This is a genomic window from Bacteroidota bacterium, assembly GCA_005882315.1.
Taxonomy (GTDB): Bacteria; Bacteroidota; Bacteroidia; order Chitinophagales; family Chitinophagaceae; genus VBAR01.
This window is the reverse complement of the sequence record VBAR01000001.1, coordinates 1-18,036: the sequence shown is the minus strand read 5'-3', so window position 1 is coordinate 18,036 and position 18,036 is coordinate 1. Positions and strand designations below refer to the sequence as shown.

At 39.0% G+C, this 18,036-nt stretch carries 11 protein-coding genes; 4 read left to right on the top strand and 7 right to left on the bottom strand.

Annotation, left to right across the window (positions count from 1 at the left end; translation table 11 throughout):
* Positions 1–112: 112 nt before the first annotated feature.
* The gene (locus E6H07_00055; GenBank protein ID TMI64345.1) at positions 113–463 is read left to right on the top strand and encodes a hypothetical protein; all 351 of its coding nucleotides are present in this window, start codon (positions 113–115) and stop codon (positions 461–463) included.
* A 66-nt stretch (positions 464–529) separates the two neighbouring features.
* Here the strand turns inward: E6H07_00055 and E6H07_00050 are convergent, their stop codons facing one another.
* The 5 genes from E6H07_00050 to surE all read right to left on the bottom strand — a co-directional run bounded on the left by E6H07_00050 (position 530) and on the right by surE (position 6,501).
* Entirely contained in the window at positions 530–2,581 is a 2,052-nt protein-coding gene (locus E6H07_00050; protein ID TMI64344.1) for an acylase, read from the bottom strand.
* A 15-nt stretch (positions 2,582–2,596) separates the two neighbouring features.
* Positions 2,597–4,027: an alpha-L-fucosidase gene (locus E6H07_00045; GenBank protein TMI64343.1), complete on the bottom strand. Its 1,431-nt coding sequence runs from the start codon at positions 4,025–4,027 to the stop codon at positions 2,597–2,599.
* Between the two features lie 219 nt (positions 4,028–4,246).
* Positions 4,247–5,353: a lipid-A-disaccharide synthase gene (locus E6H07_00040; protein TMI64342.1), complete on the bottom strand. Its 1,107-nt coding sequence runs from the start codon at positions 5,351–5,353 to the stop codon at positions 4,247–4,249.
* Between the two features lie 72 nt (positions 5,354–5,425).
* Positions 5,426–5,731: a hypothetical protein gene (locus E6H07_00035; protein TMI64341.1), complete on the bottom strand. Its 306-nt coding sequence runs from the start codon at positions 5,729–5,731 to the stop codon at positions 5,426–5,428.
* Entirely contained in the window at positions 5,722–6,501 is a 780-nt protein-coding gene (surE, locus tag E6H07_00030; protein TMI64340.1) for a 5'/3'-nucleotidase SurE, read from the bottom strand. Before surE ends, E6H07_00035 begins: the two co-directional genes overlap by 10 nt.
* 178 nt (positions 6,502–6,679) lie before the next feature.
* Here surE and E6H07_00025 point away from each other — a divergent pair, with 178 nt between their 5' ends.
* Positions 6,680–7,429, top strand: coding sequence for a LexA family transcriptional regulator (locus E6H07_00025; protein TMI64339.1), 750 nt, complete (start codon positions 6,680–6,682; stop codon positions 7,427–7,429).
* Between the two features lie 109 nt (positions 7,430–7,538).
* Positions 7,539–10,007 (top strand): hypothetical protein, encoded by a 2,469-nt coding sequence (locus E6H07_00020; protein TMI64338.1) that lies wholly within the window; start codon positions 7,539–7,541, stop codon positions 10,005–10,007.
* On the opposite strand, the gene pdeM is transcribed toward E6H07_00020, so the two are convergent.
* Positions 10,004–10,675 (bottom strand): ligase-associated DNA damage response endonuclease PdeM, encoded by a 672-nt coding sequence (pdeM, locus tag E6H07_00015; protein TMI64337.1) that lies wholly within the window; start codon positions 10,673–10,675, stop codon positions 10,004–10,006. The genes E6H07_00020 and pdeM overlap by 4 nt on opposite strands.
* 40 nt (positions 10,676–10,715) lie before the next feature.
* Positions 10,716–13,292 carry a ligase-associated DNA damage response DEXH box helicase gene (locus tag E6H07_00010; protein ID TMI64336.1) on the bottom strand — a complete coding sequence of 859 codons (2,577 nt, stop codon included), beginning with the start codon at positions 13,290–13,292 and terminating at the stop codon, positions 10,716–10,718.
* A 382-nt stretch (positions 13,293–13,674) separates the two neighbouring features.
* Here E6H07_00010 and E6H07_00005 point away from each other — a divergent pair.
* Positions 13,675–18,036 (top strand): immunoglobulin domain-containing protein (locus E6H07_00005; GenBank protein ID TMI64335.1); only part of this gene is annotated, 4,362 nt, incomplete at its 3' end.

Below are 18,036 nucleotides of genomic sequence, written 5' to 3'. Positions count from 1 at the left end.
AAACGCATTTCACCCTCTTATTTCCGCACTTCATCCGGAACACTATTCTCAATTGTAACAAGATGAAGCAGCTTTACGTCATAGAATCACTGATTAAATTTTATAACAGGCTATGGCATCTGATCTCATTAAAACTATTACAAGACTAATTAAACCAACAGTTATGAAAAGCGGTGATGTACAAGTAAAGAAAAAAGTGTGGCGGAGGTATTCCGATGCTGAACTGGCTGACAGCGACCAGAAATTCTCTATCGGCAAGCCTTATGATAATATGGCGCCTTATAGCAAATGGTCTGTTCGTGGCCTCAGCAATGAAGAAATTTTGAACTGGTTACGCCAGGTAAAAATGAATGCGCCTGATTTTATGTACAAAGGGTTACTGGCAATTACAGAAAAAGAAGTAAATACCAGTCGCTGGGAAAATATCAGAAATTTATTAGTAAAAGAATTCAGATTTATGTAAGCGTATATAATCAAAAACCATAAACCGTTGACCCTGGTCGTTATGTTTAAACATAGCGACCTTTTTTTATTGCGGATGATAAACTCTTTTAGCGGTTCTGTAAACTTCTTTTTTATCCAGCGTCATCTTTTTTGTTTTTTGTTGTAAATACATTTCCACCTGGTCATCAAAATGTTTATTGCCTGGATGAGAAGATGCGCCATACATATTCACCGTTTCAATAATTGGTAAATTATTTTTTGGAAAACGGACAAACATGATCAATCCATCACCACCTGTTGATTTTAGCTTGCCATCTTTATACGGCGATGTCCATTGTGGCGAAAGCAGGTCCGGAAAGCCACCGAGTGGCCAGTCTTTATCGCCTCGAACCAGTTTTTGCAGATCACCCAGCATAATATCTGTACGTCCGAAATGAGTGGTCAGATAATCTTTTACATATTTATAAGTTTCAATTGCCTCAGCTTTAGTAATAGGTTTTGAAGCCTGGCCATTCAGTGATTTTGCAAGATGCTGATAAGTTAAAAGAAAGATGGCGGCACCTTTACTGTTTGCATCACCTTTTTTATTCCAATTTTTAAATTCTGTGATCAATGATGCGAATTCGGGATAGTCGTTTTCCTTTAGCAGGTTCATTGTATCAATGCCATAAGGATAACGAAGTTGTGTTGGCAGCTGTTTGTCAAATTTTATTTGCTTGAATTTTTCAAAACTCAATTTTTCATTTTGCGGAAATAATTCAAGAAATCTTGCACTGCGGTTGTTATGATAAGTTTCCCAACCATCTATTGCAGGAAAAGATTGAGGTTTCAGGTTATCGTTTGCGCTAGTTGCGAGAAAAGATGAATGATTCGTATTGAATAAAAACCCGCTGGAAGGGTTTATATATTGCGGATGTTCTTTCACAGTCCTGAATTCCGTCCATAAAGTATTTGAAGTATTACCGGGCACTGTGCGGCGCCAGTTATATTCAGGTGATTTTCGTATTGGAACCAAGCCACTGTTGATATAATAAATAGTATCATGACGGTCAGCATACATGATGTTGAACATAGAAAGTTCCTGTGAACTGATGGCTTGAGAAAACTCAGTAAAGTTTTTCGCTTTATCCATTTTATACCATTGTTCCAATGCACCGATTCGCATCCATCCTCCTAAACGGATAGAGAAAAAGCCTTGTTTGTTTTTCATAGTAGGGCCATACTTGCTCCAGTAAACCTTTCTTTTTATAGTAACCGGTACACCTTTTATTTTCAGTTTCACTGTTTTTACTTCAAGGTCTATCCATTGCCCGTCAAATTTGTATTGAGTTGAATTGCCAGGATTCATTTCAAGTTGATAAATATCCATGCGATCGTTATAGTTAACAGTGTGTGCCCAACCTAAATTTTCATTTACACCATGCAAAATACAGGGGCCGCCAGCAAGCAAACCCCCAAGTACATTCAGGCCTTCTTCGCTGCAAATATGCGCTTCATAAAATGCCTGCGAACCGGTATTGGGTTGATGAGCATTTATCAGTAAATAGTTTTCACCTGTTTCTGTTTTTGAGTTATGAACTGCCGATGAGTTGCTTCCTTTCTTGTCCAGTTCAGGCACAGTAAATTCTTTATTGGCAAAAATGCGTTGCAATGCATCACCGGCACCATTAAAAACAGTGAGTGCAAGTACCGATGAAGAGATATATTCTTTGGGAGTAACAGGAAATATTTTTTTATGCAATACTTCAGATGGGTGACTGGCGGCATAAGCGTTAATGCCCTGTAAATAACCTTCTATCAGCTTTATGAATTCAGGAGAAAGTAAGCTCCATCTTTCTTCAGTTATTTCTTTACAACGAAATAAAGCAAATGCATAATCACCGGCAGCACCGGCTTTGCCTTGCACTTTTCCCATCAGCCCTTTAGCAGGCAACACTACTTCTTGTATACTTTTAAAATCATCTTCTGCATTTGCCCAAGCCAATCCATAAGCAACTTCAGCATCTGTTTTAGCAAAAATATGCGGCACACCAAATGAATCACGGACGATATCAATTTTAGAGGGATCAATTCTTGACTGCCCTTGTGAAAATAAAAAACTGCCAGCAGTACAAATTAATAACAGTATTTTTTTCATAAGTGTATATGATTATTAGCCGTTGGTAATTTTAATTACAATGGCATGAGAAGCAGTAGTTCCTTTCGGTAAAACTATTTTTGTAACCCCATTTTCTTTTTTCCAGATCAACTTTTTCCCTGTTGACACCAATGAAGCAACCGACTTGCTGCCGGGCTCTGTTCCTTTAAAAATAATTTCAGATGGAATTGACTCATTTTCCTTTAACAAATAATGTACATAAATTGTTTTGCCATCCTTGCTTTGTGTAAAACAAATATTATTTTCTTTATAAGGAGCAATCGGTCTTGTATTATAAATCGCTTCACCATTCAGCTTCATCCATATGCCGATCTCTTTCAGTTTTACATACGCATCATCATGCCATTCTCCATCAGGGCCAGGTGCTATATTGAGTAAATAGTTTCCACCTTTTGAAACAATATCGATCAGGTTATGAATGATTGTGTTCGTGGGTTTATATTTATCATTTGGTACATAACTCCAGCTACCTGCCATCGTCATACATGTTTCCCAGGGATAGGGAAGGGGTTTATCAGGAATTTGCTGCTCAGGTGTATGATAATTTTCATATGGCCCCGGCACCCAACGGTCAACGATGATAATGCCGGGTTGCAATTGACGGCACATTTTTGAAATTCGTGTCATGTCCACATCCTGTCCGGCAGGAATATTTTTTTGCCAATCTATATTTTTATCAACCACTGAATCGGGCCGCACCCATGCACCATCCAGCCAGAGAATATCAACCTTGCCATAATCAGTCATCAGCTCTTTGATCTGGTTATAAGTAAAGTCCTGGAAATTTTTCCAGCGCTGCGGGTATTTTTTAATATCATAATTCACATTCCTGTTCATCGGCGGAAAATAGGGCCACCAGAAATTTTCGTTATGCCAATCCGGTTTACTGAAATAAGCGCCGGTGCTGATACCTTCATTTCTGAAAGCATTAAAAATTTCTTTTGTTACATCTGCTTTCGGATTACTATGAAACGGCACCCAGGGAGCTGTGATCTTATAATCTGTTTGTTTAGTATCGAACATACTAAAACCATCATGATGTTTGGTAGTAAACACCATATACTTCATGCCCGCATCCTTAGCAGCGGTGGCCCATTTAGCCGGGTTAAATTTTACAGGATTGAATTGTGCCCCGAGATTTTCATAATCTTTTTTATACTCGGCATAATTTTGAAAGCTGCCTTTTTTACGTTCACACCATCCTTCATCTTCGGGGCACAGACTCCAGCTTTCTACAATACCCCAGATAGAATAGGCTCCCCAATGCATCAGCAAACCGAATTTCCAGTCTTTCCATTCTTCCAGTTTTTTTATAGCCAATGGATCTGTTTCATGCACGAACGGATAATTTTCCTGAGCATTTAAAAATGAGGAACATAATAACAGCGGTATTAAAAAAAACGATTTGATGACAACTTTATACATGCTTATTTGTTATCATTCTAAGATAAGTGATAACTTTATTTTCCAACGATAAACTATTACACAATGGGAGTGCTTAAACAAATTGCTGAATATCTTTACCTGCGCAAGCCAGATCCCAACCGGCCCAAAACAGATTTCATCAAAAAAATGCATTGGATCAACCGGACAAGCATCCTGCTGTTCTTGCTGGCATTGATAATAATGCTGATAAAATTTCTGTCACGATAGAAAGTTAAAGATCGAACTAGCTGCTTTTTCAGATGCATGCCCGCCCTGGCTGAGTAAAGTTTTTAGATCTGAATAATCTTTTTTTACCTGCTTAATTCGTTCTTCGTTGGAAAGCAATTCCTGTAATTCGTGTTTCAAATTTTCGGGAGTAAGTTCATCCTGTATTAACTCTTTCACCACCGGTTTATCCATAATAAGATTTACAAGTGAGATGTATTTTACTTTGATGAGCCGTTTTGCTATTTGGTAGGAGATAGATGAACCTTTATAGCAAACAACTTCTGGTACATCAAACAATGCGGTTTCTAATGTTGCAGTTCCCGAAGTAACCAATGCAGCTTTTGATTCCAGGAGTAAATTGTAAGTCTCATTTCTTACCGATGATACATTAGGGTAGGGTTTTATCAGTTCATTATAGAAACTATCATCGACAGCCGATCCTTTTGCAATTACAAATTGATAGCCAGGAAATGATTTTGAAACCTCTAGCATGATCGGCAACTTCTTCAGTATTTCCTGCTTGCGACTACCCGGCAACAATGCAATATTTTTTTTGTCACTTGAATTTTCACTTTTCACTTTTATCATTTCACTTTCTACTACTTCTACCAACGGATGCCCTACATATTCCACTTCCCAGTTCCATTTGTTTTTAAAATAATCTTTTTCAAATGGAAGTATCACCAACATTTTATCAATGCATTCTTTCATCATTTTTACACGACCTTCTTTCCATGCCCAAACCTGTGGCGAAATATAGTAAATGACTTTAATGCCCTGTTCTTTTGCCCATTTCGCAATTCTTAAATTAAAACCGGGATAATCGATCAGTATAATAGCATCAGGTTTGAATGATAAAATATCTTCTTTGCAGAACTTCAAATTGCGTAGAATGGTTGGCAGATTCATCAGCACTTCAGTAAAACCCATAAATGCAAGGTCACGGTAATGTTTTACAAGATCACCACCTGCTTGTTGCATGAGATCGCCGCCCCAACAGCGGATATTTGCTGCCGTATCTTTTTTCTTTAATTCTTTTATAAGATTGCTGCCGTGCAGATCACCGGATGCTTCACCGGCTATTATATAATACTTCATTGAAGCTGCAAAATACTATAACATTTGCCAACGTGCACACTGGAAATAAAAGGGGGGAAATAAATAGCCTTGTTAGTGAACAAAAACTTTCAACAACAGAATTGCAATACCATAAACAAGTGTGATCAGGAAAATGCCTTTAGCGGTATTGTCCCGGTGTGTATTAATATAAAGAGTAAATAAAATTACATTGGCCAATAAAGAAAGTGAACCAATGGCGGTGATCATACTCCTGGTATTTATAAAGAGATCAAAAAAATCTCCGAAGCTGACTTCGCTGTATTTGACAAAATAAATGACCACTAAACCTAATACGGGTCCGACAAGACCTAATACCAATCCGAGTTTTAAACTATCTTTTTTAAATATCATTTCCATGTTTTTTCAAGTTTCGCTTTAAGAACGTAATTCGTCAGATCAAATTGTACAGGAACCACACTTACATAATTATGCGCCAATGCCCACACATCAGTATCTTTTGCTTTGTCAAAATTTACAAACTCACCAGTAAGCCAGTAATATCGTTTGCCACCGGGGTCATGACGTTCAATGAAATCTTCTTCATATTTAGCATAAGCCTGCTTGCATATTTTTATTCCCCTTATCTGGTCTGCCGGTAAAGCCGGAATATTCACATTCAGTACAGCATGTTTATCCAGCTTTGTTTTCAGCATTTTTTCTACAATGATGCGGGCATATTTTTTTGCTGCTGTAAAATCTGCATCAATGCTAAAATCGAGCAAAGAAAAACCAACGGAAGGAATACTTTCAATAGCAGCTTCCAATGCGGCACTCATAGTACCCGAGTAAATAACATTGATACTGTGATTAGCACCATGATTAATTCCACTCAGGCATAGATCAGGCTTGCGGTGTAATACTTTATCAACGGCAAGCTTTACACAATCTACGGGTGTACCAGTACAGGCATAAGCTTCATCAGCTCCTGGCACCTGTACTTTATGCAAGCGTAGCGGGGAACCAATAGTGATCGCATGCCCCATCCCGGATTGTGGTTTATCTGGCGCCACTACTACGATCTTTCCAAGATCTTTAACTGAATCTACAAGATTAATAATACCAGGAGCTGTAACACCATCATCGTTTACGATCAATATTACCGGTCTTTCTTTTTTAGCTTTTGCCATAATGAAAGGCAAATGTGCGGAATAATTCTTAGCGCATCAAACCCCATAGTTCACAGTTGTTGAAAAGCAGGTTTTAAATAAACTTCATAAATGCCTTATATACGATCTATGTCAAATTGAACAGAAATTTGGAGAAACAAAAAATTTTAGTATTTTGCAGCTAATTAAATTAGCCTTTATGTCATTTGCTAATCAGAATCTGAAATACCTGCGCAAGTTGCGCGGATGGACACAGCAGGAATTTGCTGATAAGTTAAGAGTGAAAAGAAGCCTTATAGGTGCCTACGAAGAGGAGAGGGCCCTGCCAAATATGGAAGTATTGGAGATGGTCTGTGATATGTTCAAGATCACGATGGACGATCTGCTCAGAAGAGATTTAAGTGATAATAAGTCCAACTACCTGGCCCGACGTCGTGCAGCCAAACTTGCACAGGGCAGGAATGATATTCCATTCGTGCCGGTAAAAGCAGCCGCTGGTTATATGGCAGGTTATGGCGATCCTGAGTTCATTGATGAACTCAATACTTTTACTTTACCGATGATGAGTGGTGGTGATTATCGTGCATTTGAAATTGTGGGTGATAGTATGTTGCCGGTGCCGAGCGGCTCCATCATTGTTTGTGAAAAAGTAGATGACCCGGATGATTTAAAAAATAATTCAGCCTGTATTTTAGTATCCCGTACGGATGGTATTGTTTATAAGCGGGTACAAAAAAATATTAAAGCAAAAAACAAACTGACTCTCGTCAGCGATAATCCTTCCTATCAGCCCTACTCAATTGACCTCGGTGATGTCGTAGAAATATGGGAATCCAACTATGTTATTTCCAAAGCAGGTCAACAAGCCCGTTGGGATGTAAACCAGTTGGCATCATTGGTAAATAATCTGCAGGAGCAGGTAGTAACATTAAAGAAAAGGATGAATTGAGAGGTAAAATTACGGTTCAATTACAGCTATTTTGGTGTATTTTGCAGCCTTTACTAAATGGTTAAGGTCTCTGAGCTTTGTACCCTTGTTTGTAAACCCAATTTACTGTATGAAGACCGGAGTTTTGGTTCTGTTTACTTTATTGTTTGCCATTCTGACTGCTCAATCACAAAACAAATCTGTCGAGGCGGTTAAGACTTTATCGGTGCCTAAAATTGATGGTAACCTTGATGATGCTGCATGGGTAAATGCTACTATTCTTACCGGCTTTATACAAAATTCTCCAAACGTAGGTGAACCAGCCACTAAAAAAACAGAAGTGCGTATTGTGTATGATAATGCAGCCATTTACATCGGCGCTTATTTATATGATGAGCCTTCACAAATAAGAAAACAATTTACTTCACGAGATGATGAGGGGAGAAAAGATGTTGATTATTTCTCTGTTTTTTTTGACACGTATGGTGACAAGCAAAATGGATTTCAATTCCTGGTTACTACTGCTAATGTGCAAACAGATGCCCGTTTGTCGCCTAATGCAACAACTGATTTTGATTCTTACGGTGATAAAACCTGGGAGGCTGTTTGGAACAGCCAGGTAAGTATGAAAGCTGATGGATGGGTAGTGGAAATGCGGATACCTTATTTATCACTTCGTTTTCCCAAAGCAGAAGTGCAGACCTGGGGTTTGCAATTCATGCGTTTTATGAGAACGAACAATGAAAGAAGTTTCTGGCGACATGTGGACCCGGAGATCAACGGTTTTGTAAACCAGTTTGGCGAACTGGTATCACTTAAAAATATTGAACCACCACTCCGTCTAAGTTTTTCACCATATGTATCTACCGGTTTCAGTTCATCACCTCATAAAGATGGCTTTAATAACAAATGGCTCCGTAATGGCGGAATGGATATTAAGTATGGATTGAATGAAAGCTTTACACTTGATGCCACATTGATCCCTGATTTTGGCCAGGTAATTTCTGATAATGTGATCAACAATCTCACACCTTACGAACAAAAATTTACGGAGAACCGTCCTTTCTTTACTGAAGGAACGGAATTGTTTAATAAATCTGGTTTGTTTTATTCAAGAAGGATAGGTCGGACACCTACCGGGTATTTTTCAGTAAGGGATATGGTTGATACAGACCCGAACCTCGAATTGGTAAAGAATCCATCCATCACACAATTATATAATGGTATTAAATTTTCCGGTCGTACAGATAAAAAATTAGGCATTGGTGTTTTTAATGCGGTTACTGCACCGATGTACGCAAAGGTTAAAGATAAAACGACCGGTGTAGAAACAAAGATCAATACAGAGCCGCTGGCAAATTATAATATCATTGTATTTGATCAGGCATTGAAAGGAAGATCTTATCTCACGTTTACCAATACCAATGTGCTGCGCAATGGCATGTCCCGTGATGCCAATGTGAGTGCATTCGATTTCGCCTTGTACAATAAAAAAGGTTCACATCTTTTACAGGGCACTACACGATACAGTAAAGTATGGACAGCTTCACCCTATGATGGTTTCAATACTATGCTGAAATTTGCCAAAGTAAGCGGCTACTGGCAGTATTCATTTGCGAATAATATTGAATCGGCTAAGTATGACCCGAACGATATGGGCTTTCTCGCAGCTGCCAATGAAATTGCCAATACTGCTGCTGTAAGCTATAACCAGATCAAGCCGACAAAAAATTTTATTACGTATAGCTACAGTCTTTCGATGAAGTATAATCTCAATTACGATCCCCGTATGTATGCGATGTACCAGATCAATACCCGTGCTTTCTGGTTGTTTAAAAATTTCTGGGACGTTTCCGTAACTACTGCTATTAATCCCGTCTGGTACCGCGATTTCTTTGAGTTACAGACCCCTGGCATGTTTGTCCGCTACCCGGCAAATTATTATTTCACATTAGGTGGTAGCAGCGATAGCCGGAAAAAATTCTTTTTCAGTTTAGAAGGGATCTATGCAATTACTCCTGAATTTGATAACCAATATTATGGTTTGGAAGTTGGTACCCGGTACCGTTTCAGTAATAAATTTTCACTCGGGCTGGAGGCTAATGAAAGTTTTGAAAATGATAATCGCGGATATGCATTTATGCGGGAAACAAATGGTGATCCAATTGCCGGCCGCAGAGATGTTACCAATGTAACAACCCTGCTAACGGGTATTTATAACTTTACATCAAGGCAAAACCTGACACTGCGTGTAAGACATTACTGGAGCAAAGTGACCTACAATAAATTTTATAATATTGATGACGAAGGCTATTTTATTGACAGGCCCGATCCTGTTCCACCCGGTGGTAATGATGAAAACTTCAACCTCTTTAACCTCGATGCATTTTTTACATGGGACTTCCGTCTTGGCAGCCGCCTGATCCTGGGTTATAAAAACTGGTTGGGTGAATACGAAGAAGTTGATGGCGTTGTAAACCCCAAATACTTCGATAACCTGAGTGGAGTATTTAGTATACCACATGGCAACGAGATAACTGCCCGCTTTATTTATTTCCTAGATTATAACCAACTCAGGAAAAAGAAGAAGAAGTCTTAACTCACTTGCAGCACTTTACCTTCTGCAATGGCAAAAATATTTTCATTGGCAGCCGCTTTTACAGTTGAAGTGCCGCAGAAAGCACTGAAAGCAGGCAACACACAATAGCCACCGGTAAAATGAAAACAAGGAAGTATAGCAGAATCTTTTGCACGGATACTTCTTAAGCGGATGCCCGGGTGTTCATGCCCGCAGAAATAATAACGGGTAAGCGGATGCTGTACATCATAAATATCATGCACAAAACCAAAAGGCCCGATGATGAGCTGCGGTTGGTGTATTTCAATATGATTTTTTTTGTACCAGCCATTATCAAGGATATCATGATTGCCTTTTACAAGATCAATTTTAAGTGAAGGAAAATCTTTCCGCCATTTTTCAAAAAGCGGCAATTCTTTATTGGCTTTACTGTGAAAAAAATCTCCTACGACTACCAGCCTTTCCGTTTTAAAATAATAGACCATATTCATCAGCGTCATCAGGTCAGATACGGTAAGCTTTTGTGTAATGCCGATGCCAGCTTTGCGGAATGTGCCCACCTTACTGAAATGTATATCCGCAACGATCAGGGTTTTTTGTTCTTCCCAGAAGATCGTTTTATCGGCGCTAAGCCAAAGATGCTGGTCGTTGATACTGAAAGGAAGAAATTTTCCGCTATGTTCGATCATAAGCGGCAAATTTATCGTAAAAAACAAAAGGCATCATTAATTAATGATATAAATCGATCGTCATTCGTTTAATGCGGTCCTCCAGTTTTTCTGAGGTCAGGTCTTCCCGCATACTATCTACTTTTATCGGGAAGCAAAAAGGAGTGAGTTGCTGCGGAACAGTGATGACGATATTCGAATGCTGGATACGCTGCAGCATATCACGCAGCCTTTCTTCTTCCATTTGCTGCGCAAATACTTCATTATAGGATTGGCGCAATAATAAATTATGCGCATCATATTCATTGAATACATTAAACAGTAATGAAGCTGAAGCCTGCAGGTGTCTTGCTTTTTTCTGTTCACCGGGATAACCCTGTGATATCAACCCGCCGATAACAGCGATATCACGGAATTTCCGTTTCGCCATTTCGGTTGCATTCACACTGCGCTGTATATCGCTAAGTAAATTATCGGGAGAAAATAATTCATACACATTCGTATCATCCACGGGGATTGGTTTATCACTCAGCAGTTCAAATCCATAATCATTCATGGCAAATGAAAAAGTGATAGGCGTAATACGACTGATACGATAAGCAAGAATAGCGGCCATCGCTTCATGCACCAGCCTGCCTTCAAACGGATAAACGAATAAATGATAACCATCTTCGGTTTCTATATGTTCGATCAGCAATTCATTTTCCTTCGGCACATGAGATAGTTCTTCCTGCAATTCAAAAAGAGGTTTTAATACTTCAAGTTCAATTGGGATATTGTGAATGGTGAATGGTGAATTGTGAATCGGGGGCATGTTATTCACCATTGACAATTCACCATTCACTACTGCCAGGTTCAACGTTTCCCGCAACTTCTTTCCAAGATTCGCCGATAGCGGCATTCTCCCTCCATTCCAGCTCGGCACAATCGACTTTTTCGCATTCGATTTTTTTACATAGGCCGTCATGTCCTTAATAGAAACCAGTTCAAGCTTTCTTCCTGCCAATGAAAAAACTTCTCCGGGTTCAAGCCGGCTGATAAAATATTCTTCGATCACACCTACGTAGCCACCGCTCATCCACTGTACTTTCATCATTGCTTCGCTTACAATGGTGCCGATGCTCATGCGGTGCATCATGCCAATACGCCGGTTGGTTATTTTGTATAAACCAGTTTCATCCACATCAAATTTTTTATAATCATCATATTGCTGCAGGGCATGACCACCGGTGGTGATAAAGTGAATGATCTTGTCCCACTCTTCTCTTTCCATTTCACGATAGCAGAAAGTGGATCTTATTTCGTCATACAGTTTATCGGGAGTAAAACCATCTGACAAAGCCAGTGTACTGAGGAACTGGATCAGCACATCATAACAAAGCAACATCGGTACACGGCTTTCGATCAGCATTTCCGCAATTGCATTTTTCAATGCAGCTGCTTCAGCCAACTCTAAAGAATGAGTTGGTAAAAAATAAATTTTACTTACCGCATCAGGCGCATGACCACTGCGGCCTGCACGTTGTAAAAACCGGGCAACACCTTTTGGCGAACCGACCTGTATCACTGTTTCCACCGGGCGAAAATCAACACCCAGATCAAGACTTGCTGTGCATACAACGGCTTTTAAATTTCCTGTATGTAAATTTTCTTCTACCCAGTTGCGCATTTCCATATCAATAGAACCATGATGCAAAGCGATACTGCCAGCCAGTTCAGGACATATATCTAAAATTTTCTGGTACCATGTTTCACTCATTCCTCTTGTGTTGATGAAGATGAGTGTGGTCTTACTGTTTTGAATAATGGGAATTACTTTCTCCGCCAGCTTTATACCCAAATGCCCGGCCCATGGATAGGTTTCTATTTCATCCGGAAAAATGGATTCTACTTCTATCTTTTTTTGCATTGTGGCCTTTACGATCACTCCTTCTTTTTTCAATGGTAATAGCAAAACATCTTTTGCTTCATCAAGATTTCCGATAGTTGCTGAAATTCCCCAAACGGAAATTGGTGAATGGTGAGTGGTGAATTGTGAATTGACTGTTCCTTTTTGATCATTCACCATTGCCCATTGACCATTGACAATCCTCGCCACCGCCAACTCCACCTGCACACCCCGCTTACTGCCCAGCAACTCATGCCATTCATCAACAGCAATAATTTTTAAGGAAGAAAAATGATCTGTATAATTTTTTTGCGCCAGCAGTAAATGCAAACTCTCCGGTGTAGTGATCAGCACTTCCGGCATTTGCTTTTTCTGTTTGTTACGTTCAGTGGTGGTTGTGTCACCATTGCGGATGCCGACTTTCCAGTTCATTCCTAGTTCATCAATCACTTCTTTCATGGCACGACCAATATCTTTTGCTAAAGCACGGAGTGGTGTGATCCAAAGTAATTGCAACCCACAGTTTTTTTTCTTTTTATAATCAGTTGGATGATGATCAATAAAATCAATAATAGCCCCAAGGAAAACAGAATAGGTTTTTCCGCAGCCTGTTGGTGCATTCACCAAACCGCTTTCACTATTGATGATATGTTGCCAGGCCTGCTGTTGAAAAAGAAAAGGATGATAGCCTTTTTTTTCCAGCCAGTCCGATATAACACTGTAACCTGTTGAAACATCAATGGAATTCATGATACAAACTTAACGGACTCCGGTTAATACAGGCCACTGAGAACCAAAGAGAATAATAAATAAAATAAAGTACCCGTTACCTGTTGCATCACTGAAATAGATCGTGAACAATCCTCGTGTTCATTATAAAAAAATGTGGATTAGTAATTCTACGAGAGCTATTGGTAATTCCGGAAAACACGGCTACTTTAGCAATCCGTTTGTACCTGGCTAACTCTACAAACAGCACCGAAAACTATCCTCTATCTCTGAAACGCACCTGGAATAATCAACATGTATAGAACAACGTGAATTGAAAAAGAAATGAATGAATTTCTTTAATTGCATGTGCACTATCCATTGAATTGCCAAACATTAACTTCCACCATCCACTGATGAACTGATGATGCATTGCATCATTAACAAGGTCACCATTTCTCATTTAAAACTATACTGCGATATGAAATTCTTCGCATCCCTCCTGAGAGCTAAGTTTGTTATTACAAACTTCCTTCTCGCTATATCTTTTCTTTTTGTAAATAATGTTTTTGGGCAAGCAACTGTGACAAGTGATTATCAGGATTATCCTCCTTTGTCAACAGCCACATTTTATGGTACTGGTTTTTTACCAAATGAGACTGTGACTTTAAGAGTTAAAAATCTTTTTCAACCTTGTCATACAGTTAATCCAGACTCATCTTATCTGCCATGGAATGTAATAGCTGATGGAAATGGAGAATTTACTACAACATGGACTGTATGTAATTGTCCAAACGATTCATTAAGATTAAAAGCAACTGGAGACACATCCGGGTATATAGCTTATCTGTATTTTAAGGATGATCCATCTAATGGCGATTATAGAACTGTAGCCAATAACAGTTGGACTCAAAATAACACATGGGAAAGATTTGATGGAACAAATTGGGTAGCAACAAATGTTTTTCCTGGACAGGGTGCTGGTGCAGGTAATGTTTTAATTCGTCATAACATAACTCTAAATACCTCAAATACACTGGCTAATACAATTGGATCATTAACGATAGGAGAAGCGGGTAGTGGAAGTTTAGTAATTGGAGATAATAATACAGATAGAACTTTGTTCATTTCTGGTGATATTACCATTAATTCTGGAAGATCACTAATAACCGGAGGTAATGGTGGAAACGTTTTAAGTATAAAAGGAAATCTTATAAATAATGGAACGTTTGATGCAAACATTGCATCAGCAACAATGAATGTACAATTTACTGGAGCAGCTAATCAATCAATAAACGGGACAGGAACAACAACTGATTTTAATTTAATAACAGTCAATAATACTGGTATTACCAACAATAATATTATTGAAATTTCTTCATCAAGTTTTACGGCAGCAGCAGGATTTCTAACACTTACCGATGGTATTCTGAAAATGTCGGGCAGTTATACATTCAGTAATACATTTTTTAACGGGATTGGCTATTCTATACCGGCGGGCACAGGTATTTGGTTAAATAATTCAAATGTTACTGTAACAGCACAAAGTGGTACTCCGGGATTAATAGGTTCTATTCAAGTTACAAGCGGCTCTTATAATATTGGGACTACTTCATTAAATGCTTTGGTTTATGGTGCAGGGTCGTCATTGTTGCTTGATGGAGGTACAATGACTATTTCGGGAGGACTACAAAGTGGTGGTGGGGGAGCAATCAACTATAATCAAAGTGGTGGAGTATTGACTGTTGCAAATGTCGGGAATACTTCGGCTTCTGATCCAAGTTTTGATATTTCTAGCAGTTCCTCTTTTACCATGAGTGGCGGTGTAATAATTCTTAAAAATGAAAATACAGGTGCAGGCTCTCCTCGTGATTATCGGAATCTTGCACTTACATTTAGCATTACTGGGGGATCAGTTCAATTTGGAACCTCAACAACTGTAGGTTCTCCAAGTTTTGTGGTTAGTAATATTGCTGTGACACCCAATATCGCTCCGAGCATTTCCATTGTTAAGGCAACGATATCAACAAGTGTTATAATTGAAGGATCTATTGAAATTAGAGGAAATGTTGCTATAGAAAGCGGAACTACATTAGACGCAACCAATCAACAGATTTTTATAAGAGGAAATTTATCTCCTCCAGGAAATTGGATAAATAATGGGACATTTACGCCTGGTACCGGAACTGTTACATTCTTAGGTGGTGCACAAACTATCGGGTTATCATCATCCTCATCAACTTCGTTTAATAATCTTACATTAATTGGTGCTTCAGATAAAACATTAGGTACTGATATTACTGTTGGTGGTGCATTATCCCTATCCACCGCCAACTTAAACTTGAATGGAAAAACGTTGAATATTACAGGTAACTCAATAAGTGTAACAGGAACAAAAACTATATACAGCACTGGTAATGGTATTGTTTATTTTCCAAATGGAAGTCCTGCAACGACAGTTTCAGGAATCGGTATACCATTATTAGGTTTTGGAAATACAGTTACCGTACAGGTTGCTAAGGGACTTAATTTTGGTGCTACCATTTCAACAATTAATGGTACTCTTGAATTAAATCAGTTTGCTTCAATAAATACAAATGGACCAACTTATGCAAATGGTTCAACCCTTCACTATAAAAATGCCACTTTCTCATTTGGTAATGGTGCAGAATGGAATGCATTAAGCGGCCCGGGTTTTCCTCATCATGTCATTATTGATAATTCCGGGGTTCAGTTAGCAGCAGCTAACAGGGCTATTGCAGGGAATCTTAGTTTAATAAATGATGGTTCAATAACGGGTCAATTCTTTAATTCAATAACAGTACCCGGTAATGTGCTGATCAATCAGAATAGTGCGATCACTATGGGATTTGGTGCTGGTGCTGATTTTTATGTTGGTGGCAACTGGACTAACAATAACAGTAATATTTCTGCAGGCTTCAAAACAAATGGCGGAAATGCTGTATTAAGATTTTATGGCGCTAATAACTCTGCTATTAATGTGCCTACCAGCGCAGCTCAACAGTTTGAGCGGTTATCAATAGAAAAAACAGGGAGTGCTACTACCACACTTAATAACAATATACAGGTAAATACCAATCTTGCTTTGGCAAGTATATTAACAACTGCGGGTTCTAATGTGGTAACAATGCAGCAGAATGCAACGGTTACACGTACTACAGGACATATAAATGGTAATCTCGGTTTAGCTTTTGCAAATTCTGTACTCACCCGTACATACGATATTGGTGATGCTACTAATTACACACCTGTTTCTATCACAATGGGAAGTGTAACGACACCATCTCATCTTGTTGTAAGAACTGATCAGGGTGATCATCCTTCAATTGCTACATCAGAACTTGATCCTGCTAATAGCGTAAACAGACGCTGGACAGTTACTAATAATGGCGTTGTATTTACAAATGCAGCTGTCACGTTTAATTATATAAATGGTTCTCCTGTTGATCTTGACCCGGGAGCTACCGTTGCTACATTTAGGGTTGGTAAATACGACGGTTCTACATGGACCTATCCCAATGTTGTTGGTACACCCACTAATACTACAACATTAGCTAATGGTATTACAGGGTTCAGCTCATTTGCCGTAGCAGCCTGTGATCCTCCATCAATCACATTACAACCTATCAACAGAACAAAATGCGTTGGCGATTCTGTTAAGTTCAGAGTTGATGTAACGGGTCAGGGTATTGGTTCATATGATTACAAATGGTATAAAGAAAATGGCGTTACAGATATTCTTTTAACTGGTGGCGACTATAGCCAGGTTGATGGTTCAGGTACTTCTACATTAACTATAAGCAATCTTGATGCTTCTGATATAGCTACTTATTATGTAATTGTTGAACGTCCTTGCGGCGGCAGCGTTACTTCAAATAATTTTACATTATCATTGGATCAAACAGCACCGGTATTGGTAGATGTTCCTGCAAACACAACAATTGGATGCAGTGATCCGCTTCCTTCAGTTCCAACAGTAACTGCAACAGATAATTTTGATCCGGCTCCTGTAGTTTCTTATCTCGGTCAATCAAGCTCACAAGGCGCTAACCCGGCTAACAGTAATTTTTATAACTACACAGTTACCCGTACATGGAAAGCAACCGATGCTTGTGGAAATAGTTCAACACAGAGCCAGGTTATCACTGTACAGGATCTAACAGCACCGATCATCACCTGTCCAATAAACACAACTGTAAATTGCCAGGATAATAATACATCAGCAAATACAGGAGTAGCAAGTGCAACAGACAACTATGCAGATCCAGATAACATCACGATCACAGAGTTAGAAACAAGTACACAAGGAGCAAACCCTGCACTGGCTGGTTATTATAACTATACGATCACAAGAACATGGAAAGCAACAGATCCATCAGGTAACAGTTCAACATGTGTACAGACAATAACAGTACAGGATGTAACAGCACCGGTGATCACATGTCCATCGAACGCAACTGTAAATTGCCAGGATAATAATACATCGACAGCAACAGGCACAGCAACAGCAACGGATAATTGTGCAACGGGTAATGTGACCATCACACAATCAGAAACAAGTACACAAGGCGCAAATCCTGCGAACAGCAATTATTACAACTATACAATTACAAGAACATGGAAAGCAACTGATCCATCAGGTAATAGTTCAACATGCGTACAGACAATAACTGTACAGGATATAACAGCTCCGATCATTACATGTCCAGGCAATACAACAGTAAGCTGCCAGGATGATAATACATCCGGAGCAACAGGCACAGCA